The organism is Nonomuraea fuscirosea (genome assembly GCF_035917475.1).
GTDB classification, from domain to species: Bacteria; Actinomycetota; Actinomycetes; order Streptosporangiales; family Streptosporangiaceae; genus Nonomuraea; species Nonomuraea fuscirosea.
This window is the reverse complement of sequence record NZ_CP109074.1, coordinates 6,733,612-6,758,600: the sequence shown is the minus strand read 5'-3', so window position 1 is coordinate 6,758,600 and position 24,989 is coordinate 6,733,612. Positions and strand designations below refer to the sequence as shown.

28 protein-coding genes are annotated in these 24,989 nt (G+C 69.5%); 14 read left to right on the top strand and 14 right to left on the bottom strand.

The genetic code is table 11. From position 1 onward, the window contains the following. Positions 1-10 precede the first annotated feature (10 nt). On the bottom strand, positions 11-1,462 hold the full coding sequence (locus tag OIE67_RS30950) for an RICIN domain-containing protein (RefSeq protein ID WP_326627052.1): 1,452 nt from the start codon (positions 1,460-1,462) through the stop codon (positions 11-13). Between the two features lie 507 nt (positions 1,463-1,969). Here OIE67_RS30950 and OIE67_RS30945 point away from each other — a divergent pair. Further along, entirely contained in the window at positions 1,970-3,262 is a 1,293-nt protein-coding gene (locus OIE67_RS30945; RefSeq protein ID WP_326627050.1) for an RICIN domain-containing protein, read from the top strand. A gap of 17 nt (positions 3,263-3,279) precedes the next feature. On the opposite strand, the gene OIE67_RS30940 is transcribed toward OIE67_RS30945, so the two are convergent. Further along, positions 3,280-3,441: a hypothetical protein gene (locus OIE67_RS30940; protein ID WP_326627048.1), complete on the bottom strand. Its 162-nt coding sequence runs from the start codon at positions 3,439-3,441 to the stop codon at positions 3,280-3,282. 21 nt (positions 3,442-3,462) lie between these two features. Here OIE67_RS30940 and OIE67_RS30935 point away from each other — a divergent pair, with 21 nt between their 5' ends. After that, the gene (locus OIE67_RS30935; protein ID WP_326627046.1) at positions 3,463-4,959 is read left to right on the top strand and encodes an RICIN domain-containing protein; all 1,497 of its coding nucleotides are present in this window, start codon (positions 3,463-3,465) and stop codon (positions 4,957-4,959) included. A 34-nt stretch (positions 4,960-4,993) separates the two neighbouring features. Here OIE67_RS30935 and OIE67_RS30930 read toward each other — a convergent pair whose 3' ends face one another. Beyond that, positions 4,994-5,599, bottom strand: coding sequence for a TetR/AcrR family transcriptional regulator (locus OIE67_RS30930; RefSeq protein ID WP_326627045.1), 606 nt, complete (start codon positions 5,597-5,599; stop codon positions 4,994-4,996). Positions 5,600-5,737: 138 nt separating this feature from the next. Between OIE67_RS30930 and OIE67_RS30925 the strand changes: the two genes are divergently transcribed. Both OIE67_RS30925 and OIE67_RS30920 read left to right on the top strand, forming a co-directional pair. After that, positions 5,738-6,508 (top strand): DUF998 domain-containing protein, encoded by a 771-nt coding sequence (locus OIE67_RS30925; RefSeq protein WP_326627043.1) that lies wholly within the window; start codon positions 5,738-5,740, stop codon positions 6,506-6,508. Between the two features lie 117 nt (positions 6,509-6,625). Beyond that, positions 6,626-8,353 (top strand): tetratricopeptide repeat protein, encoded by a 1,728-nt coding sequence (locus OIE67_RS30920; RefSeq protein WP_326627040.1) that lies wholly within the window; start codon positions 6,626-6,628, stop codon positions 8,351-8,353. Positions 8,354-8,376: 23 nt separating this feature from the next. Here OIE67_RS30920 and OIE67_RS30915 read toward each other — a convergent pair whose 3' ends face one another. Next, positions 8,377-9,309 (bottom strand): NADP-dependent oxidoreductase, encoded by a 933-nt coding sequence (locus tag OIE67_RS30915; protein ID WP_407674915.1) that lies wholly within the window; start codon positions 9,307-9,309, stop codon positions 8,377-8,379. 103 nt (positions 9,310-9,412) lie between these two features. Here OIE67_RS30915 and OIE67_RS30910 point away from each other — a divergent pair, with 103 nt between their 5' ends. Next, the gene (locus OIE67_RS30910; RefSeq protein WP_326627036.1) at positions 9,413-9,985 is read left to right on the top strand and encodes a TetR/AcrR family transcriptional regulator; all 573 of its coding nucleotides are present in this window, start codon (positions 9,413-9,415) and stop codon (positions 9,983-9,985) included. Here OIE67_RS30910 and OIE67_RS30905 read toward each other — a convergent pair. Together OIE67_RS30905 and OIE67_RS30900 are read right to left on the bottom strand one after the other, a co-directional pair. Then, positions 9,982-10,680 carry an ABC transporter permease gene (locus OIE67_RS30905; protein ID WP_326627034.1) on the bottom strand — a complete coding sequence of 233 codons (699 nt, stop codon included), beginning with the start codon at positions 10,678-10,680 and terminating at the stop codon, positions 9,982-9,984. The two genes, OIE67_RS30910 and OIE67_RS30905, sit on opposite strands and share 4 nt — an antisense overlap. 257 nt (positions 10,681-10,937) lie before the next feature. Then, on the bottom strand, positions 10,938-11,552 hold the full coding sequence (locus tag OIE67_RS30900; protein WP_326627032.1) for a dihydrofolate reductase family protein: 615 nt from the start codon (positions 11,550-11,552) through the stop codon (positions 10,938-10,940). A 471-nt stretch (positions 11,553-12,023) separates the two neighbouring features. Here OIE67_RS30900 and OIE67_RS30895 point away from each other — a divergent pair, with 471 nt between their 5' ends. After that, positions 12,024-12,476: a hypothetical protein gene (locus tag OIE67_RS30895; protein ID WP_326627031.1), complete on the top strand. Its 453-nt coding sequence runs from the start codon at positions 12,024-12,026 to the stop codon at positions 12,474-12,476. Positions 12,477-12,526: 50 nt separating this feature from the next. Here OIE67_RS30895 and OIE67_RS30890 read toward each other — a convergent pair whose 3' ends face one another. Next, the gene (locus OIE67_RS30890; RefSeq protein ID WP_326627028.1) at positions 12,527-12,667 is read right to left on the bottom strand and encodes an endonuclease/exonuclease/phosphatase family protein; all 141 of its coding nucleotides are present in this window, start codon (positions 12,665-12,667) and stop codon (positions 12,527-12,529) included. Between the two features lie 198 nt (positions 12,668-12,865). After that, positions 12,866-13,696: an ABC transporter substrate-binding protein gene (locus OIE67_RS30885; protein ID WP_326627026.1), complete on the bottom strand. Its 831-nt coding sequence runs from the start codon at positions 13,694-13,696 to the stop codon at positions 12,866-12,868. Positions 13,697-13,744: 48 nt separating this feature from the next. Between OIE67_RS30885 and OIE67_RS30880 the strand changes: the two genes are divergently transcribed. The 3 genes from OIE67_RS30880 (at position 13,745) to OIE67_RS30870 (ending at position 15,812) form a co-directional block, all read left to right on the top strand. Then, positions 13,745-14,140: a FixH family protein gene (locus OIE67_RS30880; RefSeq protein WP_326627024.1), complete on the top strand. Its 396-nt coding sequence runs from the start codon at positions 13,745-13,747 to the stop codon at positions 14,138-14,140. A 354-nt stretch (positions 14,141-14,494) separates the two neighbouring features. Continuing rightward, positions 14,495-15,241: a hypothetical protein gene (locus OIE67_RS30875; protein ID WP_326627022.1), complete on the top strand. Its 747-nt coding sequence runs from the start codon at positions 14,495-14,497 to the stop codon at positions 15,239-15,241. A 4-nt stretch (positions 15,242-15,245) separates the two neighbouring features. Beyond that, positions 15,246-15,812 carry a hypothetical protein gene (locus tag OIE67_RS30870; protein ID WP_326627020.1) on the top strand — a complete coding sequence of 189 codons (567 nt, stop codon included), beginning with the start codon at positions 15,246-15,248 and terminating at the stop codon, positions 15,810-15,812. A gap of 104 nt (positions 15,813-15,916) precedes the next feature. Here OIE67_RS30870 and OIE67_RS30865 read toward each other — a convergent pair whose 3' ends face one another. Both OIE67_RS30865 and OIE67_RS30860 read right to left on the bottom strand, forming a co-directional pair. After that, positions 15,917-16,351: a nuclear transport factor 2 family protein gene (locus tag OIE67_RS30865; RefSeq protein ID WP_326627018.1), complete on the bottom strand. Its 435-nt coding sequence runs from the start codon at positions 16,349-16,351 to the stop codon at positions 15,917-15,919. An 88-nt stretch (positions 16,352-16,439) separates the two neighbouring features. Further along, positions 16,440-17,963 (bottom strand): FAD-dependent oxidoreductase, encoded by a 1,524-nt coding sequence (locus tag OIE67_RS30860; protein WP_326627016.1) that lies wholly within the window; start codon positions 17,961-17,963, stop codon positions 16,440-16,442. Positions 17,964-18,084: 121 nt separating this feature from the next. Here OIE67_RS30860 and OIE67_RS30855 point away from each other — a divergent pair, with 121 nt between their 5' ends. Then, the gene (locus tag OIE67_RS30855) at positions 18,085-18,900 is read left to right on the top strand and encodes a TetR/AcrR family transcriptional regulator (protein ID WP_326627014.1); all 816 of its coding nucleotides are present in this window, start codon (positions 18,085-18,087) and stop codon (positions 18,898-18,900) included. Positions 18,901-18,934: 34 nt separating this feature from the next. Here OIE67_RS30855 and OIE67_RS30850 read toward each other — a convergent pair whose 3' ends face one another. Then, positions 18,935-19,078 carry a hypothetical protein gene (locus OIE67_RS30850; protein WP_326627012.1) on the bottom strand — a complete coding sequence of 48 codons (144 nt, stop codon included), beginning with the start codon at positions 19,076-19,078 and terminating at the stop codon, positions 18,935-18,937. Between the two features lie 16 nt (positions 19,079-19,094). Next, positions 19,095-20,237 (bottom strand): serine/threonine-protein kinase, encoded by a 1,143-nt coding sequence (locus OIE67_RS30845; protein WP_326645522.1) that lies wholly within the window; start codon positions 20,235-20,237, stop codon positions 19,095-19,097. A gap of 504 nt (positions 20,238-20,741) precedes the next feature. On the opposite strand from OIE67_RS30845, the gene OIE67_RS30840 reads away from it, so the two are divergent. Further along, positions 20,742-21,311 (top strand): hypothetical protein, encoded by a 570-nt coding sequence (locus OIE67_RS30840; RefSeq protein ID WP_326627010.1) that lies wholly within the window; start codon positions 20,742-20,744, stop codon positions 21,309-21,311. 150 nt (positions 21,312-21,461) lie between these two features. Beyond that, on the top strand, positions 21,462-22,355 hold the full coding sequence (locus OIE67_RS30835; RefSeq protein WP_326627009.1) for a diacylglycerol/lipid kinase family protein: 894 nt from the start codon (positions 21,462-21,464) through the stop codon (positions 22,353-22,355). 51 nt (positions 22,356-22,406) lie between these two features. Here the strand turns inward: OIE67_RS30835 and OIE67_RS30830 are convergent, their stop codons facing one another. Then, positions 22,407-22,964 (bottom strand): hypothetical protein, encoded by a 558-nt coding sequence (locus OIE67_RS30830; protein ID WP_326627007.1) that lies wholly within the window; start codon positions 22,962-22,964, stop codon positions 22,407-22,409. 10 nt (positions 22,965-22,974) lie between these two features. Continuing rightward, entirely contained in the window at positions 22,975-23,136 is a 162-nt protein-coding gene (locus OIE67_RS30825; protein ID WP_326627005.1) for a hypothetical protein, read from the bottom strand. Positions 23,137-23,243: 107 nt separating this feature from the next. On the opposite strand from OIE67_RS30825, the gene OIE67_RS30820 reads away from it, so the two are divergent. Both OIE67_RS30820 and OIE67_RS30815 read left to right on the top strand, forming a co-directional pair. Further along, positions 23,244-23,504 (top strand): hypothetical protein, encoded by a 261-nt coding sequence (locus tag OIE67_RS30820; protein ID WP_326627003.1) that lies wholly within the window; start codon positions 23,244-23,246, stop codon positions 23,502-23,504. Between the two features lie 186 nt (positions 23,505-23,690). After that, positions 23,691-24,899 carry a PP2C family protein-serine/threonine phosphatase gene (locus OIE67_RS30815; protein WP_326627002.1) on the top strand — a complete coding sequence of 403 codons (1,209 nt, stop codon included), beginning with the start codon at positions 23,691-23,693 and terminating at the stop codon, positions 24,897-24,899. Positions 24,900-24,989 lie beyond the last annotated feature (90 nt).

The window sequence follows — 24,989 nt, the reverse complement described above, 5'->3', positions numbered from 1 at the left end:
GGTGCTCGCGTCAGACCTGGGTACGGGACCACTGCTGGTTGGTGCCGGCGCCGCACGCGTACTGCTGGATGTCGGCCCCGTCGGCGGTGGAGGCGTTGACGACGTCCAGGCACTTGCCGCTGTGCCGGGCCCTGAGCTGGAAGTAACCGCCGGTGGCCACCCACTGCCACTGCTGGTTGGCGCCGCCGCCGCAGGTGTACTGGATGACGTTCGCCCCGTCGGCGGTCGAGGCGCTTGCGACGTCCAGGCACTTGCCGCTGGTCTGGTTGACCAGCCGGTAGTAGCCGCCGCCGGTGTCCTGGAACTGCCATCTCTGGTTCCCGCCGCCGTTCCACGGGTACTGCTTCACCTCGGCGTTGTTCGCCGTGGACGCGCCGACGACGTCCATCACCTTTCCGCTGCCGCGCGCGGTGATCCGGTAGTACGGGGAGGAGCCGCCGCCGGAGACGACGCCGGTGGCGGCGTCGACGGTGATCTCGGGGTACCAGGTCAGGCTCATGCTGGTGGCGGAGGGGAACGTGATCGGCAGCCAGACGTACTGGGAGTCGTTCACCGGACCGCCCCACGCCCCGGCCCAGCGATCGCCCATGTAGAGGTAACCCGTGGTGGACGAGCCCTGGATCGGCAGCACGTACGTCGGCTGGGAGCCGAACGTGGTGCCGTCGCCGACGTTCGTCCATCCGGTCCACGGCCCGGAGATGCTCGACGCGGTCGCGTAGCGTGCCTGGTTCGGATTCCAGCCCGTCGCCGCCGACGTCAGCAGGAAATAGACGTTTCCCCGTTTGAAGAGGGCCGGGGCTTCCCGGTGGGCGTCGTTCCAGAAATTGCCCACCAGCGTGCTGACGTTCAGATAATCGGCGGTGAGCCGGTAGATGTGCAGGTCGTAGTTCTCGTCCGCGGCCGAGATCATGTACGCGGTGCCGCTGTCGTTGTAGAGGGTGATGTCCCTCGACATGTGCTGCCCGAGCGGACGGAAACTGCCGTGGTAGGTGTAGTCGCCGTCCACGGTCGCGGAGGAGGCGACGGCGGCGCGGGCCTCGCTGTAGTTCGAGCCGTTCTCCTTGTGCATCCACATGACGAATCTGCCGGTGGAGCCGTTGTAGATGACCTTCGGCCGCTCGATGTTCGCGACGTCGAGCTCGGGATGGGACGACCGGGTGAGGACGTCGTTGCGAAATTCCCAGTTCTTCAGGTCCGTGGACCGGTAGACCGAGACCGCGCGGAAGGTGTTGTCGGGATTGCGGTTCTCGCCGAACCAGTAGTAGTGACCACCCTCGCGCAGGACGCCGCCGCCATGGGCGTGCAGCACGTTGCCGCTGGTGTCGCGGAACTGGGTGCCGTTCGCGATGGTCACCGGAGCCGCCTGAGCCGGAGCCGCCTGAGCCGGAGCCGCCTGACTGACGAAGGCGGCGGCGAGGAGGAGGGCGGCGGCGATCGAGTGGCGTAAGCGTAGCGGAAACACAGCAATCACCCTTCTATGCGGGAATGGCGAACAGAACGCGCGGCGGACCATCACCCCGATAATCTTCACAAGATCAATGTTTGCGTTAACATCACCGCCCTGGAGGTGATAGGCAGGTTTACGGGGTGTTTCGCAGATGGTTGACGCCGGCGGCCCGGATGTCAATACTTCGCCGCGAGTTGCTTCTGGTCACGCTGCCGCTGAAGCCCGGCAGAGCCGGCCCTGGCATCGCCTGCCACCTGCCCTTTCGGGCGATCCGGAGGCTCGCCGTATCGCCGTCTGCGGCTGTGAAACCAATCATGGGTATTGACCGGCCCGGCGTGAGTGCACACACTGATTTGACGCCGACGTAACCGCCCGCCTTCCCCCTGATTACGGGCCGCACGTTTGGCACGCCACCCACGATCAAAGGCTCACGCCCGCAGATCGGCCGCAAATGTTAGCGCTAACAGCTAATCGGCGAATGGACGGAGACATGACGCACTCGTACCGACCTCGCAGGTCATCGTGAAGGAATGGCCGGCCCGGCTCTGCCTCGTGGCGCTCACCGTCGCCACCACCGCGGTGGCCGTCGCCGCACCCGCACAGGCCGCTCCCGGCTACGTCTACACCACGTTCAAGGGAGACGCCGCCGCAGACCAGGAGCTCTGGGTCTACTCCTCGGCCGACGGCACGAACTTCGGCGTGCTGGCCGACACCGGCTACCGCGGCCCGTCCGGAGTGCTGCGCGACCCCAGCGTCATCCAGCACGGCGGGCTCTACTACGTCGCCCACACCGTCCAGTCATGGACCACGAACTCGACCTACTTCAACATCGCCTCCAGCCCCGACCTGGTCAACTGGACGCACGTGACCAGCGTGAACTCCGGCATCGCCGACACGCGCTTCACGTGGGCGCCCGAGTTCTACGTCGAGGGCGGCACCGTCCGGATCATCGTGAGCATCGCCCAGACGACGTGCTCCGACTGTTTCCGCCCCTACGTCTTCACCGCCCAGAACACGTCGCTGACCTCCTGGAGCGGACCGGCGCAACTGGGCGGCCTCGGCTTCAACCACATCGACACGTACGTGGTGAAGTCGGGGAGCACGTACCACGCGTTCACCAAGAACGAGACCTCCAAGTACATCGAGCACTGGACCAGCACCAGCCTCACCAGCGGGTGGAGCGACCAGGGCCGGTTGTGGAGCTCGGGTTACGAGGGGCCGGCCGTGCTGCGGATGGGCGACGGCTCCTGGCGCGTCTGGATCGACAAGTACACCAACGGCGGCATCTGGACCGCCACCAGCACGGACCTGAACTCCTGGTCGGGCCTGAGCCAGATCACCTGCCCCGGCTGCCGCCACGGCACGATCCTGCCGGTGGCCGACGTGCCCGGCCCGGCGCCGGCGTACCGCGTGACCAACCGGAACAGCGGCAAGGTGATGGACGTCGTGTCCGCATCCACCGCGAACAACGCCGAGATCAAACAGTGGACCTGGAACGGCGGCGGCAACCAGAAATGGGACTTCCAGGACACCGGCGGCGGCTACTTCCGCATCGTCAACCGCAACAGCGGCAAGTGCCTGGACGTGGCGAGCGGCTCCACCGGCGACGGAGCCAACATCATCCAGTACACCTGCGGCGGCGGCACCAACCAGCAATGGCAGTGGCAGGCCGCCGGCGGCTACTTCCGGCTCGTCGCACGGCACAGCGGCAAGTGCCTCGACGTCGTCGGCTCCGGCACCGGCGACGGCGCCGACATCCAGCAGTACGCCTGCGGCGGCGGCGTCAACCAGCAGTGGAGCCGCACCCAGGTCTGACCCACCGGCAACTGGTACTACCTGGCCACGACGTGGTCCTCGCGGATCGTCATGCGCAGGTCGTCCACCATGGCCGGCCTGAAGACGGCGGCGGAGCAGACGGTGTTCACCCGGGCCCCGGGCCCCTCCGGCGACTCGTGACACCCCTCGCAGTGGGCCGCCCGAGAACTCAGCTCCACGCTCCAGTGATGGGAAATCTCATGACACTGATCACCTCGTCCGACGGTCGCTCATCGTCGCGAAACACCCGGTCGCTGATCGCCCTGCTGGCGACCGCGCTCGTCGCGGCCGCCGGCCTCATCGTCTCGGCGCCACCGGCTCAGGCCGCCACCAGCCAGTTCCGCGGCATGAACTGGGCCGTCCTGGGCGACAACTTCAGCACCGGCACGCTCGTCGTCCAGGGCCTGAGCCAGTCCGACAGCAACGCGACCGTACGCGCCAAGGCCAACGCCCTCTATGACGACATGGCCTCCACCATGGGCGTCAACACCGTCCGGCTGCCCATCAACACGCACACCGTGGCCAACACCACCTGGTGGAACGCCTACCGCGGCGCCATCGACGCCGCCACCGCGCGCGGCTTCAAGGTCATCCTCGCCTACTGGGAGGACGGCGCCGCCTCCGGCGGCCGGATCACGAACCTCGCCGCGTGGAACACGATGTGGTCCAGCGTGACCAGCACGTACGGCTCCAACGGCAACGTCTACTTCGAGCCGATGAACGAGCCGCACGGCTACACCTCGGCGGAATGGCGCGACGTCGCGGCGAACTGGCTCGGCTACCACACCTCGGCCGTACCTGGCCGGGTGCTCATCGGTGGCACCGGCTACAGCCAGGACCTGCGCGACGTCTGCGCCGACAGCCGCTTCAACGCCACGCTGCTCTCCTTCCACCACTACGCCTTCTTCTACAGCGCGATGACGTACGACGCCTTCCGCACCCACATCCAGACCCGCCTCGGCAACTGCGCCTCCCGCGCGGTCGCGACCGAGTTCGGCGCGCCGATGGCCACCGGCCTCGACTACGGCGACGCGAACAGCACCGACAACTTCGTCCGCCACATCCGCGCCATGGCCCAGGTCATGCGGGACAACAACATGGGCGGCACCTACTGGCCCGCCCTCGGCGGCAAACCGACCGGAGGCCTCGGCTACGACCACTACTCGATGTACGCCCTGAGCGGCAGCGGCACCAGTCTCGACCTGACCGTGCGCAACCCCTCCGGCGCCGACCGGATCCGCTACGCCTGGGGCGACAGCATCGGCGACCCGACCCCGCCGGTCACGTACCGGATCAACGTGCGGCACAGCGGCAAGGCCATGGACGTCCAGCAGCCGAACACCGACAACGGCGCACGCGTCGGCCAGTACACCTACCTCGGCAACGCCTGGCAGCAGTGGCGCTTCCAGGACGCCGGCGGCGGCTACTGGCGTATCGTCAGCCGTCACAGCGGAAAGTGCCTCGACGTGGTGAGCGCCTCGACCGCCGACGGCGCCGAACTCGTCCAGTACACCTGCGGCACCGGCGCCAACCAGCAGTTCCAGCTGGTCGCGAACGGCGGCTACTTCCAGCTTCGGGCTCGCCACAGCGGCAAGTGCGTGGACGTGCCGTCCGCGTCGACCGCGGACGGCGCGATCCTCAAGCAGTACCCCTGCAACACCGGCACCAACCAGCAGTGGTCCCGCACGACCGTCTGACCACCGTCCCGCCCCTCGCGCTCCGCGCGAGTTCTCACCTGGATGCGCATCGGTCGCCGCCCTCGTCGTATCGCGCCCAGCCTTCGTCGAGCAGCCGGAACCCCGCGTCGACGGTCGGCTCCGGATCGGCCTCGTGGGTGGCGCTGAGCTGGATCTGCAGGGCGAAACGGACGTAGAACCGGATCTCTTCGGTCGGCTCCGTGAGCCCGAACTCCTCGACGATCGCGGCGACCAGAGCGTCCTCGTGGCGGAACCACATCTTCTCCGCGTAATCGATGAGGGCCGGCGTCTCCTCCATGAGAGCGAGGATCCGGCGTTGGGGCCCGGTCCTCATCGCGGCGATCTCGGCGAGATAGTGCGCCTTGAGCGCGTCGGAGATCGAACTCCCCGGCGGCCGGTCGCGGACCGCCGCCACGAGGCGCTCGTGCCGTTCGTCCTCGTCACCGAAGACGAGCGCCTCCTTCTGCGGAAAGTGCGTGAAGACCGTCTTGGGGGAGACGTCCGCCTGGTCGGCGATCTCGCGGACGCTGACCTCGTCGAAGCCGCGCTCGAGGAAGAGCGCCGTCGCCGCGTCGAGGATCGCCGCCCGCGTCGCCGCCTTCTTGCGTTCCCGCCGTCCCACGGCCATGCCGTCAACCATGGGCAGAGCCTACTACTGCCGGACTACAACTACATTGACGATAAAAGTAGTCTCGGTGTAGTAAGTGACCGAGTGAAGCTAGTGTGTCGGACGAACCCGTACCGACCACAGCGCCCACCACCGGAAGGAACCAGAATCATGGCCGGCGACACCAACCCGCCCCCGAGCCTCGAACAGGCCGGAGCCGCGAACGACGCAGCGCCCGAAGCGCTCACCCCCGACACGCGCCGGCCTCCACGGCAACAGCGCCGAACCGCGGGAGCCCTGCTCGCCGCGGGGCCGATGATCTTCCTGCTGACCGAGTTCATCGCCGCCGCGGCCTGGACGGATCCGCCCTACAGCTACACGTACCACTTCATCAGCAACCTCGGCGTCCACGGGCCCTCGACGCTGTTCGGGCAGTACATGTACTCACCGCTGGCCTGGGTGATGAACACCGGCTTCTTCCTGTTCGGGATCACGATCCTGGCCGGTGTGGCCGCGCTGCGCGGCCTGCCCGGCCGGCGCCGCTGGGCGGCGCTCGTGCCCGCGACGCTGCTGGCCGCCGGCGGTGTCCTGCTCGGCTTGTTCCCCGGATCCGGCGAGGCGATGAACGACGGCACCGGCGACTTCCACGCCTGGGGCGCCTTGGCGGGCTTCGTCGGCGGCAACGTCCTGGCCATCGCGCTCGGGAGCATGCACCGGCGCGCCGGGCTCTCGCCGAGACTCGGGCGGACGCTGGTCGCGGCCGGCGTGATCGGCCTGGTGTCGATGGTGGCCTACTTCGCCGACGTCATCTCCGGGGCCAACGTCCTCGTCGGCCTCGTCGAACGCGGCGCCACCCACCCGTTCCTGCTCACCCTCGCCTGCGCGGGAGTCGCCCTCTGGGGACCGCTGCGGGATCGCCCGGGGGCGGTGGCGACTCGGTAACATCACCCCAGAAGCAACAGAGGTCGAACGGCTCGGCACAGGACCTTGGGAGCGATCAATCATCGTGGGCGGAGACATTTCACGAGAAGCCGCCACGGATGACAGTGCCGAGCACCGATGAGCGACCGGTCCCCGTCGAGCGACGATCAGCGCCCTCCGGAAAGCAGCACCGCCGCTGAGGGAGACCGTTCCCTGGCCGTCGGCGGCGACCTCAACGGCATCGCGTCGACCGGCGAAGGCGCGACGAACGTGCTGATCCAGGCTGACCAGGCATCCGTGCTGCCGGCCGAGGCATTCATCCGGATGGCGGACCTCCCGCCACCGCCGCGGCTGACCAACGTGCCCTTGCACACAGGTCTGTTCGTGGGCCGCCTCCAGGCCCTGGCCCGCCTGGACGAGGCGCTGGAAGGACCGGGCGGGGCCGTCGTGCAGGCGGTGCACGGGCTGGGCGGGATCGGGAAGAGCACGCTCGCGGCGCAGTGGGCCGCCACCCGTGGCGCCGCCCGCCACTGCCCGATCTGGTGGATCACCGCCGACAACGCCGCCGGCATCGACGCCGGTCTGGCGAAGCTGGCCACCGCACTGCAGCCCGCGCTGTCCAACGTGCTTCCGCTGGAGGCGCTCAAGGAGCAGGCGCTGCAGTGGCTGGCCTCCCACGAGGGCTGGCTGGTCGTCCTCGACAACGTCGACAACCCCGCCGACGTCCAGCCACTGCTGGCCAGGGCGCCCCACGGCCGCTTCCTGATCACCAGCCGCCGTGCCACCGGCTGGCATCGTCTGGCCACACCCATCGCCTTGGACGTCCTCGACCAGGCGGAAGCGGTGGAACTGCTCAGCGGCATCCTCACCCACGGGGGCGAGCGAGACCTCACCGGGATCGACGAACTCTGCACGGAGCTGGGCGGCCTGCCGCTGGCCATCGAGCAGGCCGGCGCCTACATGACGCAGGCCGACCTCACCCCCGGTGAGTATGCGGCACTGCTCGCCGACCATCCGGGCACCATGTACCGGGGCAGAGCCGAAGGAACCGACCCCGCGCGCACCGTCGCCCGCGTGTGGCATGTGACCCTGGACCGCCTCGCCGACGACCCCCTGCCCGGCCGGATTCTGCGGATCCTGGCCTGGTACGCCCCCGACGACATTCCCCGCGCTCTCCTCGGACATCTCTTCAGCGGCCCGGAGCTGATCTCAGCAGTGGGCCGGCTCGCCGCGTACAGCATGATCACCGTGCGCCGGGACACCTTGGCGGTCCATCGCCTGGTCGGCGCCGTCGCCCGTACTCCTGACCCGGACGACCCGCACCGCCGGCCCGAGGACATCGCCGAGGCCCGCGAACAGGCCGCCACCGCCCTGACCAGGGCCCTTCCCGACCGGAAGGAGTTCGGCCTGTGGCCCGTCTGGAGGATTCTCCTTCCACACGTCGACGCGGTGACCCACCAGGCGGAGCCGCAACCGGGCAGCTTCCTGCATCTCCTGATGAAGGAAGCCCTGCTCCTTCGCATCACCTTGCATGCGGTGGCCGGCAAGATCGAAGATCGGCAACGAGCACTGTCCGAATCCGTACGCGATCTGGGCGAAGACCATCCGGACACTCTGACCGCCCGAGACGCCCTCGCCTACGGCTATGAGTACGTCGGCGAATGGGATCACTCGATTCCCCTGCACGAACGCAACCTCGAAGCACGCCTACGACTCCTCGGCCCCGACCACCCCGACACCGTCCGCTCCCGCCGCGACCTCACGGACGCTCGCCGGTGGCCCCAGACCTACGCATCCCTGCCCCGCTCGACTCAACAGCTCCTCGACATCTATCGCGGAATCCCGGGGAGCAGGGAGGACGGGTAGCGGCGGGGGTTCCCGCCGTAGAGTCACCAGTCCGCGGTGAGTGCGATCTTGCCGTGGCGCGGGCCCCGTGCGGCGGCCGAGTGGGCTGCCGTCGCCCTGGTCATCGGGTACGCCTCCCGTACGGGGACCTGGAACCGGCCCTCCCCGGACAGCGCCGCCGCGACGGCCAGGCCGTGCCGCCCGCCGGGCTCGCCGCCCAGTTCCCCGACCGAGACCCGGACCCCGAGCTCCGGCCCGGTGAAGTCGGCGAGGGTGAGCACGGAGGACGGCGTACCCGTGATCGAGGCGAGCTCCGGCAGTGAGCCCGCGCCCGCGATGTCGAGCGCCAGGTCGACCCGCTCGACGCCCAGCGCCCGCACCCGTTCCGGCAGCCCCGGACCATAGGCGACGGGGACCGCGCCGAGCCCGGTGAGGAAGGCCGCGCTTTCGGGGCGGCCCGTTCCGATCACCCGGGCGCCACGCGCGGCCGCGAGTTGCACGGCGACGCTGCCGACCCCGCCCGCCGCGCCGTCGATCAGCAGTGTCGTCCCCTCCCGCACGCCGAGCACGTCGAGCGCGCGGGTCGCGGTCTCGACGCTGGTGCCCGCCGCTCCGGCCTCCGTCCAGGACAGCGAGGGGGGTTTCGCGGCCCAGTACGCGAGCACGGCGAACTCGGCGCTCGCCCCGCCCAGCCGGGCCACCTCCACCACGCCGAACACCTCGTCGCCGACGGCCTGGCCGGTGACGCCCGTGCCGATCTCGTCGATCACCCCGGCGGCGTCCACCCCCGGGATGTGCGGCAGCGCGAGCCTTTCGCTGGAGGGGGAGCGGCCGGCGCGGAGCGCGAGGTCGACGGGGGAGACGCCGGCGGCCCGGACCCTGACGCGGACCTGGCCGGGGCCCGCGTGCGGCTCGGGCAGCGTACCGACCGTGAGCACATCGGGCGGACCGAAGCGGTCGAAGTGGACAGCGAACATCATCACCTTCCGGCATCAGATAGGGGGAAACGCGCACTACCGTAGCCATGAGGCCGGAGCCGGGGATCCGATCCGGGGCGAAGTGAGAGGCGTGCGCACGACGATGACTCGGAAACCGCGGGCCGACGCGGCGCACAACCGGCGGCACATCGTGACCGTCGCCCGGGACGCGTTCGCCGCCGACGGGGTGGACCTGACCATGCGGGAGATCGCCCGCCGCGCCGGCCTGGGCCCGGCGACGGTCCACCGGCACTTCCCCTCCCGTACGGACCTCGTCGCCGCGGTGCTCACCGAGCACGTCGCCCGCTGCCGCGCCGACATGCGGGCCGCGCTCGACGACCCCGACCCCTGGCGGGCGCTGCGCACCACCATCCGCCACTTCGCCGAACGCCAGCTCAGGGACCGCGGGCTGAACGAGGTGCTGTTCGGCCCGCGCGCGGCGCTGGGAACCACGTTCGCCGACGACCGGCTCGCCCAGGCGGAAGCGCTGGCCCAGCTCGTCCGGCGCGCCCGCCGCAGCGGCGCCGTACGCGCGGACGTGTCGGTCGAGGACGTCCGCGTGGGCCTGGCGGCGCTCTCGTCCTTCCGCTCGCTGCCTCGGGAACGGGCGCTCACGTCGATGCGGCGCCTGGAGCACCTCCTGCTCGCCGGCCTGTCCCCGCCTCCGAAGGACTAGTGGGCGCCCTCGCTGACCCAGCGCAGCGGGCGGGCGAAGGCGAGTCGCACCGCCCGGTCCGTCAGGAACCCGCACGCGCCCAGGCTGACCATCGCCGCGATCACGTAGTCGAAGCGAAACCGGTTGTAGGAGTCGATCAGCACGTACCCCAGCCCCGACCTGGCCCCCAGGATCACCGCGATCACCATGGTCGTCCAGGCGATGGCGGCGGCCACCCGCAGCCCGACCGCGATGGACGGCAGCGCGGCCGGGAGCACGACCCTGCGGATCACCTCGCCGCGCGTCGCGCCGAGCATGCGGGCGGCGCGGATCATCCGCTCCTCCACGTACCGCGTGCCGGACAGCGCGTTGACGTAGACGGGGAGGAAGGTGGCCAGCGCGGTGAGGAAGATCGCCGGCTGGTCGCCGATGCCGAACAGGACCAGCGCGAGCGGCACCCAGCCGGTGATCGAGATCGGCCGGACGGCGTTGATCGTCCGGTCGAAGGCGCGCCGGGCCAGGGCCGAGACGCCGCCGACCAGGCCGAGGACGACGGCGGGAACAGGCCGTCGGCGAGCAGCCGCTGCCGGCCGGCGTACTCCCAGATCGTGAGCGCGACCAGCGGCAGGACGACCGGTACGAGGGAGCGCGCGACCCGGGGTGTCAGGTCCGCTGCATGGTTTCTGGGGAATCCGGCGTGACCTGCGGCTCGACAAGTTAGTCCGGACGGGGGGCTCATGGCCGTCCGAACTAACTTGTCGGTTTCTGCTGTCCGTTCCCAGATGATCTGTTTCAGCTCCTGGCCCGCGCTCACAACGCGATGGGGCGATATTTGAGATCCGCTACCGGCACCTCGGGGCGATGTCCCCCGTCGATATGTCCGCGCGTCCGGGGGCACGGCCAGCGCGGCCAACGCGACTCCGAGCCGTCGTTCCGTCGCGAGGGAGCGGCCAACGTGCCAAGATAAATCACGTCAAGCCGTAACTCGCGTGGGCCGGTATCGCAGGGCGACCGCCCCCGACCGGAACTCACGGCGGTCCACGGGCTCGAGCTGGATGCGCTCGCGCAGACCGGCGAGCAACGTCGGCCCGTGTCCGGCAAGGACCGGCTGCACAAGGAACTCGTACTCGTCGATCAGTCCCAGATCTGCCAACGCCAGGGGGAGCGTCACGCCACCCACCCACAGGCCCTCGCCTGACTCCTGCTTGAGCCGCTGAACCGCTTGCCCGAAGTCGCCTCGCACCAGCTCGGCATTCCAATCGACCGCGCTCAGCGTGCTCGACACAACGTACTTCTCCGCCCGGTCGATGGTCTCGGCGAACGGGATCTGCCACTCATCCATCCAGTCAGGCCACGTGTCCGTGGCCGGCTTCCGCCACGCCGACTTCATCATCTCGTAGGTCACCCGGCCGAATAGCAGGGCATCGGCTCGCTCCATCTCAGCGGTCCAGTAACGCATCGACTCCTCGTCCGGGGGGAGCCCTGCCTCGTGATGGCAGCAGCCGTCGAGCGTGACGTTGATCGAGTATCGAAGTGGTCTCATCTCGTTGCTCTCCCTTGATGCGCGCAGCGCGTTTTCACCGGACATCTACTTAGACGACTGTCGGCGCCATTTCTCATCGGCGCCCGAGCTGTAAGTTCCGGCAGTGAATGGCCGGGAATCGTTTTCTGCTGGGATTGAGGAGTTCACGTGGTTTGAGGTGAATCCGCTTTCCCCGCTCCGGGTCGCACGTCTGGCCGCGCGGGACAAAGCCGATGTCGGCGTTCACCCCGAGGTCCTTCAGATCCTGTTCAAGCCGCTCGGACTCTCTGAGCTCCTCGAACTCCGTCGCTGACGTTCCACGAAAGCGAGCCGGCCATTGCCGGCTGTGAGTCAGGCGACAGATCCCTTGGACACAGTTCGGCCGGCAGCCGTGCGGACTTTGGCCGTCGGCTGCTTGGTCGTCGAAAACCTAGCGTCCCACTAGCGCGCTCCGAGTGGTCTGATTGGGATATACCTCCGCCATACCGCGTCTCCGTATGGTCTCACCTCGACGGAAAATCAACGGAGGGAACCCCTATGGAGATCATGCGTACCGCGGTCGTCGTCGGGGCCATGGGCGCCGTGGCCATGATGGGCGTGCCCGCGCATGCGTCGGCGTCGGTGACCGCGTCCGCCTCGGCGTCCGCGCCGGCGGCGTCGGTGACCACGTCGGCAGCCAAGGCCCTCGTCGCGACCTGTTCGAAGGGGTCCTACAGGCTGAAGGTGACCGTCACCTACATCAACACGACGTATGGGCACCGCTTCAGCCGTGTCCACTGGACGGCCTCCGGAGGCCCCACCACGGTCAAGGTCAGCCTCGTCCAGGATCGGGGCGGCCGTCCGGACGCCGAGTTCCTGGCGACCGTGATCACGGGCAACTCCGGCAGCAGGGCGATCTCGGCGACCCGGCCGATGGCGCATCGGGTCTTCGTGAAGCTGGCCGGTAGGAAGGGTGTCACGAGCTGCGTCGGGCAGAGCGGCGTCATCTGATCCGGACCGCTCGGTGCCCGCCGTCGCGAGAGACGGCGGGCACCGAGCGGTCAGGGCGAGGGGTGGGGGAGTTCGAGGTCGGCCACGATGGGGAAGTGGCCGGAGGCCTCGGTGCCGATGACGGCCACCAAGGTCGTTTTGATGTCGCGAGAGGTCATGACGTAGTCGATGCGCTGGTACGGCCTGCTCACGCTGTAGGTGAAGCCGTCGCCCCGTCGCCCGCACCTCCCCCACGTACGCGGCGACAGCCATTACCTCAGAACTCCGACATCCCATCCGACAGGTTCATCCGGACACCGACAGGCCACATGGACCGGACACGGGGGAGGGCGGCCGGCACCACGGAGCGGGTGATCACCGTCAGTCGCCGCATCTCACGCCTTCTCCAGCTACGCGGCCGTCCGCCCGGTGGCCTTCTCCAGGAACGTGTAGTCCAGCCGCTCCATCAGCTCCGCGGTGGTGTCCCGGGGGATCTCGCCCAGGCGTGCCAGCGTGCGCGGCACCTGCCGGATCTGCTGGGCGTCAAGGTTGGGGTACCAGAGCACGTGCCCGGCCTCCAGCGCCCGCGTCAGCGGCTCCGGATTCCCGCCCGCCGCCGCGTACTGCTGGAACTCGCGCACCCACGCGCCCTTGTCCGCGTCGAGCCTGGCGCCCTGCGCGAGGTAGGCGTCGATGACCTTCTGCACGTCCCCAAGCCGCTCCTTGATCAGCGTGTCCGTGGCGAGCACCCCACTGGCGACGAAGAACGACCCGTCGTACAGACCGGACAGGATGGCCGGCACGATCTCGCCGTACCCGCCGTCCACGGCCAGACCCGAGTTCGGCGGGAACGTGACCATCGCGTCGATGTCGCCGCGCTGGAGCGCCAGGTTCAGCTCGTTGAAGCTCTGGATGTTGACGAAGCCGGCGTCCTTGTTGAGGTCGAGGCCGTGGGCGGCCATGGCGGTGACGAGGTTCACGTATTGGGTGGAGCCGCGTACCGAACCGATGCGTTTGCCCTTCAGATCGGCCCAGCCGGTGACGTCCGCGTCCTTGCGGGCCACGAACACCGAGCCGTTGGCGCTGATCCCGCCCACGAACCGGGCCCGCAGCCGCTGCCCGGCCAGGATCGAGGTGACGTTGTTGTAGCCGGCCGTGTTGGTGGCGACCATGCCGCCGACCGACGGGCTGGAGCCCTGCGCTCCGAGGCCGTACGGGCCGACCGGCTCGAGGCCCGCCACTAGCTTCGTGGGAGGCACCTCATGCGCACATGGATCGCGTAACTGCTGGTGGCCGTGGGGCTGACCGCCTGCGGCTCGTCGGGCCCCACCGCCACCTATGCCGTACACCTGTCCGTGGACCGGCCGCGCACCGGCGCCAACACGTTCGACATCGAGGTCGAGGGCCGCAAGGGAGGCACGCTCACCGAGGTCGGCCTCGAACCCGTGATGCCCCAGATGGGACACGCGTACCCGCCTGTCACCGCCACACCGCTCGGGGCGGGCCGCTTCCGCGCGGCCGGCACCGTGCTGACCATGCCGGGCATGTGGCGGATCACCGTCACGGTACGCGGCGCGAACGGTGCGGAACAGGCTGTTTTCCCCCTGGTGGTGGGACGTACATGGACCTCACCGCGCCGGCCGCTCAGACGGCCGGGACGATCACGACCGAGCGGAAAGGGCTGACGGCGGCCGGCCTCCTGCTCGGCGGGACACTGCTGTCGCTGGCCGGGCTCGTCTGGGACATTCAGTGGCACTACAACGTCGGCGCCGACACCTTTTTCACGCTGCCGCACCTCCTGCTGTACGCGGGCAGCGCGGTGGCCGGAGTGACGAGCCTGGTCGTGGTGCTGTCGGCCACCGCCGCCGACCGGGCCGGACGCCCGGTAGACCCCGCCGTCGGCGGCCCCGCGGTCGGCGTGTTCGGCCGCACCTTCGCCGCCCCGCTCGGCTATCTGGTCTCGGGAGTCGGCGCCGCGCTGTTCCTGGTCTACGGCTTATGGGACCAGTGGTGGCACGGTTTGTACGGTTTTCGACGCGGTGCTGGAGTCGCCGCCGCACATGGGGTTCCTGCTCTCCATCACGCTGACCATGACCGGAGCCGTGATGGTGTCCTCGGCCGCCAAGGGCCGCGGGTGGAGCGTGCCCGTCACGATCGCCGGCCTGGCCGTGCTCCTCGGGTTCAGCACGGCGACCACGAACGGGCTCAGCGCGCTGGGCGGCGGCGTGGTCGATCTCCCGACGGCCGGAATGGCCTTCATGTCCGTGCTGACCGTGGTGATGGGCGCCCACGCGCTCGACCGGTGGGGGCGGCGCGCTCGCCGTCGCCGGGGTGCCGGCGGCGTGCCAGGCGTTCTTCTGGTGGTTCGCCCCGTGGGCCACCCGGCTGTACGCGGACTCGCTCGGGCTGCCGATGCGCGACTACGTCACCGGCGTACCGGTGATGCCGGCGATGATGCCGCTCTGCCTGGCGCTGGTCGCCGGGCGGTGGAGCTGCTATTCGCCCGTGCCTGGCGCCGCGGCCGGTCCCTCGCTCGCTCCGGCCTGGTGGCCGGGGGCATCGGTGGCCTCGCCTTCACGGTGACGGCGCCTTTGCAGGCGTTCCTGCTCCTGGGCGCTCCCGCCGGCGGCGAAGGCTTGGGCGGCGGGGACATGGGCGGCGGAACAGCCGTCGACCTGATCCTCACGGTGGTGTGCGCCGTGGCGGCGGGCGCGGCGGCCGGCTTCCTCGGTATCCGCTTCGGTGAGATGCTGCGGCACCTCGCGCCGGCGCGGGAAGGGCGGTGATGTCATGACCAGGACCGTCCAAGCACTGTTTCACCTCTTCGGCGTGATCGGCCTCGTCGCCGCGATGTCCGGCACGCCGGCGGCGGCGCAGCCGTACGAACGGGTGCAGGTCGTGCCCAGTGAGCAGCCGTACGAGCCGGTGAAGGTTGTGCCCAGCGAGCAGGTGCAGGCCGGGCCGTACCGGCTCGCCGTCGGTTTCAGCACCTGGCCGCTGAGAGCGATGCAGTCGCTCGACTTCTCCTTCCTCCCCGAGGGCGGCATCGGCGGCAAGAACGGGACGCTCACCCTGATCGCGCCCGACGGCGCCGAGCACCAGGGTCGGCTCGTCCGCCACCCCCGCAAGCGCGAGGTGTGGGGCCTGGACATCGTGGCCTTACCGGAACAAGGACGCTGGACCCTCCGCTTCGCCGTCAACGGCCCGGGAACGGGCGACGCGGTGATCAACGTGCCGGAGCAGCCGGGCCCGCCCCTGGGGATCAGCTGGGCGATCAGCTCCGTACCCGTGATCGGGCTCGTCGCCCTGATCGTCACCGCGTGGCGGCGGACCCGTCCGCGGCTGAGCCGTCCCTGACGTGAGCGCTCGTCCCCGGACGGCCGTTACGGCCGCCGTCAGGGGACGAGCCGTCCGCCGAGGGCCCCTGGTGCTGAGGCCCGTCAGTGGCGCTGGACGCCGGTTCAGGCGCGTGCCGCCTCGCGTTCGAGTGAGATGTCCCGGAGCAGCGCGGTGTCCTGGTAGAACGAGCGCTTTCTGGTGATCTTGCCGTGCACCACGTCGACCAGTTCGAGCACGGTCATCCGCCACGGGTTGCCGTGCAGGTCGGCGCCGCTGTTCGTGGCCACCACGACGACGCGGGTGGGACCGTCGGCGATGAGTTCGTCGATGGTGATGGCCGAGAGGTCCAGCCCGGTCAGCTCGTGCATCCGGTGCCGGGCCGGCCCGATGGCGGCTCCCCGGTGGACGCCGCTGTCGGGGTGACCCCAGTTCAGCTCGACCTCCTGCTCGTCGGTCAGCTCTTTGATCGTGGCGAAGTCCGGGCCACCGGGTGTCCGGAGGACGGCTTCGTAGAAGCGGCGGACCACTTCCTTGTTCAGCTCGGGCTGGGTCGGCATGGGGGTTCACGCTTTCTGAATCGGAACGGATCCGGCCCGCGGGGGCTGGTACGCCCGCCGCGTGCCGGTCGGCTTCTGCGGTGTTCGGTCAGGGTGTCGGGTCGCCGAGCCAGCGGGTCACGGCATCCCGGAACGCCTCGACGTCGGGGGAGTGGTCGTCGGCCCAGGCGACGATGCCGTCAGGGCGGATCAGCAGGGCGCCGAAGCCGAGGTCGTCCCGCACCGGTCCGGCCGCGTAGCGGAGCCTGCTCTTCCAGGTCGTCGCGGCGTCGTGCAGGCGCCCGCCAGCGGTGAAGTCGAGGGCGACACCGTGTCCTTCGCGGAGCAGGTCGCCGAGGCGGGTGCCGTCGGCGAGGCGGAAGTCCGGGGCGGTCCGGCCGACGAGCGGCCGATCGTCGCCCAGGTCGTAGCGGTGGGACAGCCCCGAGGTGCTCCGATACACGTGGGTGGTGCCCTCGCGGGTGCCGAGCAGGTGGTGCAGCAGCCGGCGCAGAGCCGGGGCGTTGGGGCCGGGGTTCATGGTCGCGACCTGGGCGCGGGACCAGTCGAGGACGGCCGCGCCGACGGGGTGACGTTCGGCGGTGTAGGTGTCGAGCAGGCCGTCCGGGGCGGTGCCGTGGACGGTGGCGGCGAGTTTCCAGCCGAGGTTCACGGCGTCGCCGATGCCGAGGTTGAGGCCCTGGCCGCCGAGCGGGGAGTGGATGTGGGCGGCGTCGCCGGCGAGCAGGATGCGGCCGTCGCGGTAGGTCGTGGCCTGCATCGCGCGGTCGGTGAAACTGGAGGCGCGATGGACCTCGGTGATCGTGGCGTCGGTGCCGGAGACGCGGCGCAGGACCGTCTGCAGGTGCTCACGGGTCAGCGGCTGAGAGCGGTCGAACGTACCTCCGTCGAAGTCCATCATGCCGAGGTGCCCCTCGAAGGGCGTGCGCAGGTACATGCCGGTCGGCGTCAGGTTGAAGCCCAGGCTCAGCTGCTGTGGATCGGCGAGCGTGACGTGGGCGGTGTAGCCGGTGAACAGCGGCTCGGTGCCGGTGAAGGTGAAGCCCGCCAGTTGCCGTACCGTGCTGCGTCCGCCGTCGCATCCCACGAGCCAGCGCGCCCGGTGCTCGCGCCCGCCGGCTCGGGCGACGACGGTGTCGCCTTCCTGGCTCACGGCTTCGACGGCGGCACCCCGCAGGATCTGTACGCCGAGCGCGGCCGCCCGCTCCGCCAGCACCGTCTCGACCGCGTCGAGGCTGGTCATGATGCCCTCCATCGCCGGGCTGGGCAGCCGGAACGGCAGGGCGGCGGTGTCGATGCCGGCCGGGTCGAGCCGCATGCCCGCGAAGTGGCTCACCCCACGAGGGGCCGGCGCTTCGTGCGCGCCGGGATCCGCGCCGACCGTCTTCCCGTCGGCGCGGGAGGCTTTCAGCAGCTCGTCCAGCATCCCCCGGCGGTAGAACGTCTCCATCGATCCGGCGTTCAGCCCCCGCAACCCCAGCGGGAGCGCCTTCCACGGCGAGCTCTTCTCCTGATCCCGCTCCAGCACCAGGACCGAGCAGCCCGCCAGCGCCAGCTCGCCGGCGAGGAACAGGCCCACGGGGCCCGCACCCACGATCACCACGTCGTTCACGTTGAGCCTCCTTCGATCACGACCGCCCGGTGAGACGCCAGGCAGCTTCTGGAGCACTGCTCCATGGATGGAACGGTACTCCATGTTGGACCACTGCTCCAAACCTGCGAGAATGACCGGCATGGCCCCACGGACACGTCAGTCAGAGCGACGCAGGCAGGTGCTCACCCGCGAACGCATCATCGAGACCGCTGTCGAGCTGCTCGACGCGGAGGGCGAGGACGCCCTGACGGTCCGGGCGCTGACCAGCCGGTTGGCCACCGGCTCAGGCGCGATCTACTGGCACATCGGCAACATGAGCGAACTGCTGGAAGCCGCGACCGACGCCGTCGTCGCCACCGCCCTGGACGCCCACCCCGCCGAAGCTGCCCTGGATGCGCACCCCGCCGAAACCACCTCGGACACGCGTCCTGCCGCAACCACCCGGGCGGGCGGGCCCGCCGGAATCGTCCGGGCGCGCGAAACCGCCGGCACGCCCCAGGACGACATCCGCGCCGTCGCGCTCGGCCTCTTCGACGCGGTCACCGCACACTCATGGCTCGCCGCCCAGCTCGCGACCCAGTTCACCCGCAACCCCTGGGGCCCGGTGACCCTGCGGATCTTCGAACGCATCGGCCGGCCGGTCCGCGCGCTCGGCGTACCGCGAGCCGACTGGTTCACCACGGCCTCGACGCTGGTCCACTACCTGCTCGGCGCCACCACCCAGACCCGCCAGAGCGACGACACCGCCCCCGCATCAGCAGCGGACCGCGCCGCGTTCCTCGACACCGCGTCCAGCGCCTGGCAGGAGCTCGACCCCGATGACTACCCGTTCATCCGGGCCATCGCGGAGCAGATGCGCGACCACGACGACCGCGAACAGTTCCTCACCGGCATCGACCTCGTCCTCACCGGCATCACCACCCTCCACCCCGCCCCCGCCGCGAAGCCCCGGTGAGCGCCTGCCCAGCCCCGGGTAGATCTCCGCCGGATCAGCCGCCCCGACGCTCCGCCGAGGTCAGCGGCGCCACCGCCGCGTACAGCTCGGCGGCGGCCTGGCCGACCAGCTCGGAGAAGACCGCGTCCGGGTCGGTCAGCCAGCGCGGGCGTCGGCCACACCCGTAAGCCCACCGCACGAACCGGAGTCCTGGATCAGGGAAGTCGGCGGGCAAGGCGTGGCCGTTGACCCGGCGCACCGGTCACCGTCATGTTTCCCGCTGACCGCGTCAACGTCGAGGTGCGCAACGCGCCGCCGCGGCGCAGCGCCGATCCCACGCTGATCGACGCCGGCCCCCGAATGTGCCTGACGGGGCTGCGCCGCCGGTGACCCCGCCCGGCGGCAGATTCAGCGCCGGGGAAGACGGCGGTCGCTGCCGGCTCGTCCTTCAGCGGCCATAGGCCTGCCACGTGCCGGAGTTGCTCGCGCGCGCCGGCCGCGTCCAGCCGTGTGGCGGGGTTCTTGTCGAGCAGGCCGGCGAGCACGGCCGCGAGCGGTCCAGCCCGCTGGAAGGGGTCCGGTGGGTCGGCGAGCACGGCGACGAGCGTATGAATCGTCGTGTCACGGCAGAAGGGGGGCCGCCCTTCGACGGCCATGAAAAGGGTGGCGCCCAGCGACCACAGGTCCGACTGCTGGCGAGTATCGCCGGTGACCCGCTCGGGAGCCAGGTAAGCCATGGTGCCCGTCAGCGTTCCGGCCGGGGTGAGGGAGGCATCGCCGTCCATCACGGCGATACCGAAGTCCGTCAGGACCACGCGGCCGTCATGAGCCAGCAGCACGTTGTCCGGCTTGACGTCCAGGTGCACGATCCCGGCCGCGTGAGCGGCGCACAACCCTCGCAGCAGCTCCAGCCCGATCTTCGCCACCGTGCGGGGAGACAGCGGCCCGTCCTGGGCCACCGTTTGACCGAGCGTTCGAGAACGCACCAGTTCCAGCACGATCCAGGGCTGACCGGACACCTCGACGACGTCGTACACGGCCGCGACATTGGGATGGCTGATGCGGGCCGTGACGCGTGCCTCCTGACGTGTGCGCTCGGCCACGATCGTCCGTTCGGGCCCGTCGGGCAGCGGCACTTCCTTGATCGCGACCTCGCGGGTCAGGAGCTCGTCATGACCGTGCCAGACCGTTCCCATGCCGCCCCGCCCAAGAGGTCGGAGCAGACGGTAGCGGTCGGCGAGAAGCGAGGCGTCCAACGGTGCATCGAGTCTGCGACAGCCATCTGCCGCATCGACGTGACACTTGGGCGCGAGGTCGAGGACAGGCCTCTTACGGCTGGGGACGCCGACACCGGTCATGAGCGCCATCCGATCGTGATCGCCGGTCGGTAGCGGCCTGGTCTCCGGCGCCTGGTCAGTCCTCGCCATGGCCGCCCTCCCGTCCGCTGGCCGGCGCTCGGGCGTCGCTGCCGACGCCCATCGCCCCAAGACGGGCAGCCAGACAGCCCCAGCCAATACCGCTGGCCGGCGGACAGCCACCGGCGCTCCGAGCAAAGCTCATCACCCTAGCTGATCACCGCTCAGATCCCTCCGGCAGGCCGATCCCTCCGGCAGGCCCATACCGGCGACGCCGGACGGAGCCGACCGATCCGGGCCGCCTGCCGTACCACCGCCGGACGGCTTCGACGTCGTGCCGCGGCCTCGGTGATCGGCTGTGCTGATGAACTCTTCCGGAATCGGCTGTGTCCGTACCGCACGTGGGGAGGTTGGCTCAAGAAGTACGGCTCCGACAGGCGGCCCGGCGAGTCCACGGGAGGCTGGCCCGCTGCTGCATCTCGTCTCCGGGAGGCAGACCTGACCGGCATGACCTGGTACCTGGTGATCCTGGCCAGCGCCTCCCATCGTCCTGCGACGAGGACCGCCCGCCACCAGCCGCCGGTGCCCGTGACCGCCACCCCACCTGCACGGCGACTCAAGAGAGCTGATCGCATGAACATGGGCGACGACGAAGAGCGTCTCGACGACGCCACCGCCGTACCTCCACCCCGGCCCGCGTCGGCCCGAGAACCCGACAGGCCGCTGTCCGTCACCTCTGATGAACTCGTCTTCGACCCGGCGGCCGAGCCCGCGCCGCCACAACACGGCTCGTTGCTCGGCAGCGACTCCAGCGATGTCCTGCAGCGCTGGCACGATCTCCAAGCGTTCTTCGTGGACGACCCGCGCGAAGCCGTCCAGCGAGCCGACGAGCTCGTGGACGAAGTGATGACCGCCGTCCACGAGACGCTGGAACGCCGCCTGGGTGAGCTCCGGGAGCCCTGGAAGAACACCGACCAGGACGCTACGGAGACCGAGCGGCTGAGGATGGCCCTGCGCGCCTACCGCAACGTCTTGCACAGGCTCATGCCGCTCGCCGCTGACCACGCGATGCGGTGAGGTCCCCGTCACGGCCATCGTCTTCGCGATCGGGTCCGCCACTCGACCAGTCCATCGCCACCCGCCCGGTCTTCCTCTGCACGAAGGCGGCCTTCAGCAGGTTGTGCGTGGCCTTCGCATCGAGGCCACGTCTTCCATGGAGGTAGGGACATGCGCCACGCAGCTGTGATCGTGAATCCCACCAAGGTGCCCGATCTGGACCTGCGCCGGGCTGAGGTGATCGCTGAGCTGGCCAAGCACGACTGGGCCGAGCCGCTCTGGTTCGAGACCACGATCGAGGACAACGGGCAGGGCCTGGCCCGGCGGGCCGTGGACGAACAGGTGGACCTGGTCTTCACCTGCGGGGGTGATGGCACCGTGCGGGCGGTCATTCACGGGCTGGTGGGCAGCGGGGTGCCGGTGGCAGTGCTCTCCGCCGGTACGGGCAATCTGCTGGCCCAGAACCTCGCCCTGGGCACGACGCTGGCCGAAGGCATCGCCACCGGTGTCACCGGACGCACTCGCGCCGTCGACCTGGGCGAGATCGACGGTGAGACGTTCGCGGTCATGGCAGGCATCGGGCTGGACGCGGCGATGCTGGAGAGCACCACGGAGACGTCCAAGAGCCGCTTTGGTGCCCTCGCCTACGTCTTCGGTGCGCTGTCGCGGCTGCGCGATCGGCCATTCCGGGTCACTCTGCGTCTGGACGACGGCCCGCCCTTCCGCCGGCGGGTCAGGATGGTGCTGGTCGGGAACGTCGGCCGGGTACAGGGTGGGCTGCATCTGTTCCCCGCCGCCGAACCGGACGACGGCCGCCTCGACGTCTTGGTGCTCTCCCCGTACGGTCTGCGGGACTGGCTGGGCGTCGCCGTCCGCCTTTTTACCCGATCGCGGCGCGAGGACCGCCGCATCGAGCGGTTCACCGCCCGGACGATCCGGGTGGACACCGCACGGCCCATGCCCAGGCAGTACGACGGAGACCTGATCAAGCCCGGCACCACCACCCGCATCGCGGTCGCCCCCGAGGCTCTGCTGATCCGCGTCCCGGCCAAGACGGCACAGTGAGTGCTCGACGCGGGAAAACACCGCGCCTGCCGAAACCAGGAAGTGCAGGAGTCAGTAACGGTGACGTTCGATGTGCCCTTCGAACAGCAGGCACGGCGCCGGCTCGTCCCCGTAGGGGGATCGGGGATCAGGATCGGGGTCGGCGCGTTCGGCCGGGCACGGCGGCAGCGTGACGAGTTCGCGGGCGCGGATGTCCCAGCGGATCCAGATGAACCTGTCGGGTCCGGGCAGCAGCTGGACGTGCGCCGCGTGGGCGCCCGTGTGGCCGGGCTGCAACTCGCACCCGTAGACGGCCTTGCGTTCGTGTCGGCCGTTCTCTGCCAGCGGTGCCCACTCGGCGTCGGTGAGTACGTTGTAGTGCGGGCAGTCCTGCTCGCCGGTGTGCCGTTGCAGCCCGGTGGCGAGTGCGCCCGCCAGCCCTGCCGCGGTGAAAACCTGATGGACGGCCTGGTGAACCAGCTCGACGTCATCGTCGCTCAGCTCCACCGCGCCGAGCTGGTCGGCCAACAACCGCACGTGGGTGGCGAAGTGCCGACAGGCGTCGACCAGCGCGGCAACCGGAGCCACCGCGTCGTGTGGCGGGTCGTTCGGCGTGTCTTGATGCGTCACCTTGATTACGCTACGCGAAGTCAATGCGGCGGGTGAGGTTGCTCTCGATGATGGGGTCGCCGACGTGCCGGCTCCGTACGGGCAGGCCTGGGGTGTCGTCTTCCTCCAGCTCGCCGCCGCGAACGACGGTCCATCGTGTGTCGCCGGCGAACACCCGTCGGCAGGCGTCCACCCGGTCATTCGGATCGACGTCAAGGCGAGTGCCAGGAAACCTCCGATGCGTACTGCGTGCAACACCGGGCAGGTATCTCTTGCGGATTCTGGCGAAGGGAGCCGGCCGTGTCCGAGAATGTCGTGCTGATCATTCGATTCCACCTGGTGGGCGGTGAAGACGTCTCCGTGACGAGCGGGGACTTCGACGGGGAGCCGGAGGCGGTGACGGCGATCGCTCGTGCTGTGGACGAGCGGCGCAGTCTGGTGTTGATGCGGGCGAGATACGACAGTGAGGCCGAGTTGCACGGCATGGTCGTCAACCTCGCCAACGTGGTGTCGGTGCGTGTATCGAAGACGGACAGCGCCGAGGCGGGCCAGTACCTGTAGCGGGTCAAGAAGCCTCAAACATCGCCTGACGCCGGCCGGCCGGACAGTGTCCTCGGCCAATTCCACGCCAAAAGAGGCCGGTGCTGGTTCAAGGCCGGGTACCGGCAGAAAGGAATCTGCTACGGGGGGACTGAATCAGTTATGACAGGACGTGCGCCGGGGAGCCCCAAAGGGGCCCGGCTTGTGGTGGACCGGTCGGAAGGTTTCGGCGAGCGGTTGCTGGGGCAATTGCTGGACCGGGCTCACACTATGCCGCCACAGCTCATCGCTCCGCTGGTCGCGGAGGAGGTACGCAAGATCGGTGGCTGGGATGTGTCGATCCTGCTGCAGGACTACGACCAGGTGATGTTGGTGCCGCTGCCGGGCAGGGGGCTCACGGGCGGCGATCCCTTGCCCATTGACGGGTCGTGGGCAGGTGAGGCCTTTGTCAGCGAGACGAGGGTGGAGCATCCGGTGAGCGACGGCATCCGGATGTTCCTGCCGCTCCTCGATGGCAGTGACGAGGTCGGGGTGATGGCGCTGACGCTCAGCACCGTCGACGACGACGACCGCCGATTGCTGCGACGGCTGGCCGGTCTGGTCGCCGACATGCTCGTCACCAAGAACAGTTATACGGATCAGTTCTTCATGGCACGGCGTCGCGAGCCGATGAGCGTGTCCGCGGAAATCCAATGGTCGCTGTTGCCCCCGTTGTCCATGGTGACCCCACAGGTCGCGGTCGCCGGCATCCTGGAGCCCGCCTATGACGTCGCCGGGGACAGCCTGGACTACGCCCTCAACGACGAAGTCCTGAACATGGCCGTCATCGACGCGATGGGCCATGGCATGAACGCGGCTGTGCTGGCGACCGTGGCCATCGGCGCCTATCGGCACGCCAGACGCGCTGATGTCGCACTTGCCGAACTGTACGAATTCATGGACGCGGCCATCAACGACCAGTTCGGCCCCGACCAGTTCGTCACGGCGCAGATGGCGCGTCTTGACATCGGGTCGGGCTACTTGGAATGGGTCAACGCAGGGCACCCGGCGCCGTTGCTGATCCGCGGCAACCGGGTCATCGAGGCGTTGGAGGGTGCGGGCACCCTACCGGTCGGCTTTGGCGGTGCCACCCCGCAGATCAACACGCGCCAGCTCGCGCGTCATGATCGGGTGCTGTTCTACACCGATGGTCTCGTCGAAGAGCACGAGACCGGCGGTGAGCAGTTCGGCGAAGAACGTCTGATCAAGTCCATCGAGCACGTCGGCCCCATGACGAAAACTGCGCAGCAGATGGTACGAAGCCTCTCTCACTCACTGATGCGCCAAAGGCAGGGGACGACAAGTGATGACGCGAGCCTCTTCCTGGTCGAATGGCGCGGCGGGAACGCCGACCACCTCGCCGAGGTCGACCTCTGACATGACTGAACGCGTTCCCGGCCACTTACGTGCTCCAGGAGAAGTGAGCCTCGACCGAAGAGCTGTACCCCGGCGGCGAACGAACGCGAG

Excerpts from the sequence above, each read along its gene's own strand:
- OIE67_RS30935 (WP_326627046.1), top strand. The coding sequence starts at position 3,463 with ATGACACTGATCACCTCGTCCGACGGTCGCTCATCGTCGCGAAACACC.
- OIE67_RS30930 (WP_326627045.1), bottom strand. The coding sequence starts at position 5,599 with ATGGTTGACGGCATGGCCGTGGGACGGCGGGAACGCAAGAAGGCGGCG.
- OIE67_RS30925 (WP_326627043.1), top strand. The coding sequence starts at position 5,738 with ATGGCCGGCGACACCAACCCGCCCCCGAGCCTCGAACAGGCCGGAGCC.
- OIE67_RS30920 (WP_326627040.1), top strand. The coding sequence starts at position 6,626 with ATGAGCGACCGGTCCCCGTCGAGCGACGATCAGCGCCCTCCGGAAAGC.
- OIE67_RS30915 (WP_407674915.1), bottom strand. The coding sequence starts at position 9,309 with ATGTTCGCTGTCCACTTCGACCGCTTCGGTCCGCCCGATGTGCTCACG.
- OIE67_RS30910 (WP_326627036.1), top strand. The coding sequence starts at position 9,413 with ATGACTCGGAAACCGCGGGCCGACGCGGCGCACAACCGGCGGCACATC.
- OIE67_RS30900 (WP_326627032.1), bottom strand. The coding sequence starts at position 11,552 with ATGTCCGGTGAAAACGCGCTGCGCGCATCAAGGGAGAGCAACGAGATG.
- OIE67_RS30895 (WP_326627031.1), top strand. The coding sequence starts at position 12,024 with ATGGAGATCATGCGTACCGCGGTCGTCGTCGGGGCCATGGGCGCCGTG.
- OIE67_RS30870 (WP_326627020.1), top strand. The coding sequence starts at position 15,246 with ATGACCAGGACCGTCCAAGCACTGTTTCACCTCTTCGGCGTGATCGGC.
- OIE67_RS30865 (WP_326627018.1), bottom strand. The coding sequence starts at position 16,351 with ATGCCGACCCAGCCCGAGCTGAACAAGGAAGTGGTCCGCCGCTTCTAC.
- OIE67_RS30855 (WP_326627014.1), top strand. The coding sequence starts at position 18,085 with ATGGCCCCACGGACACGTCAGTCAGAGCGACGCAGGCAGGTGCTCACC.
- OIE67_RS30845 (WP_326645522.1), bottom strand. The coding sequence starts at position 20,237 with ATGACCGGTGTCGGCGTCCCCAGCCGTAAGAGGCCTGTCCTCGACCTC.
- OIE67_RS30840 (WP_326627010.1), top strand. The coding sequence starts at position 20,742 with ATGACCTGGTACCTGGTGATCCTGGCCAGCGCCTCCCATCGTCCTGCG.
- OIE67_RS30835 (WP_326627009.1), top strand. The coding sequence starts at position 21,462 with ATGCGCCACGCAGCTGTGATCGTGAATCCCACCAAGGTGCCCGATCTG.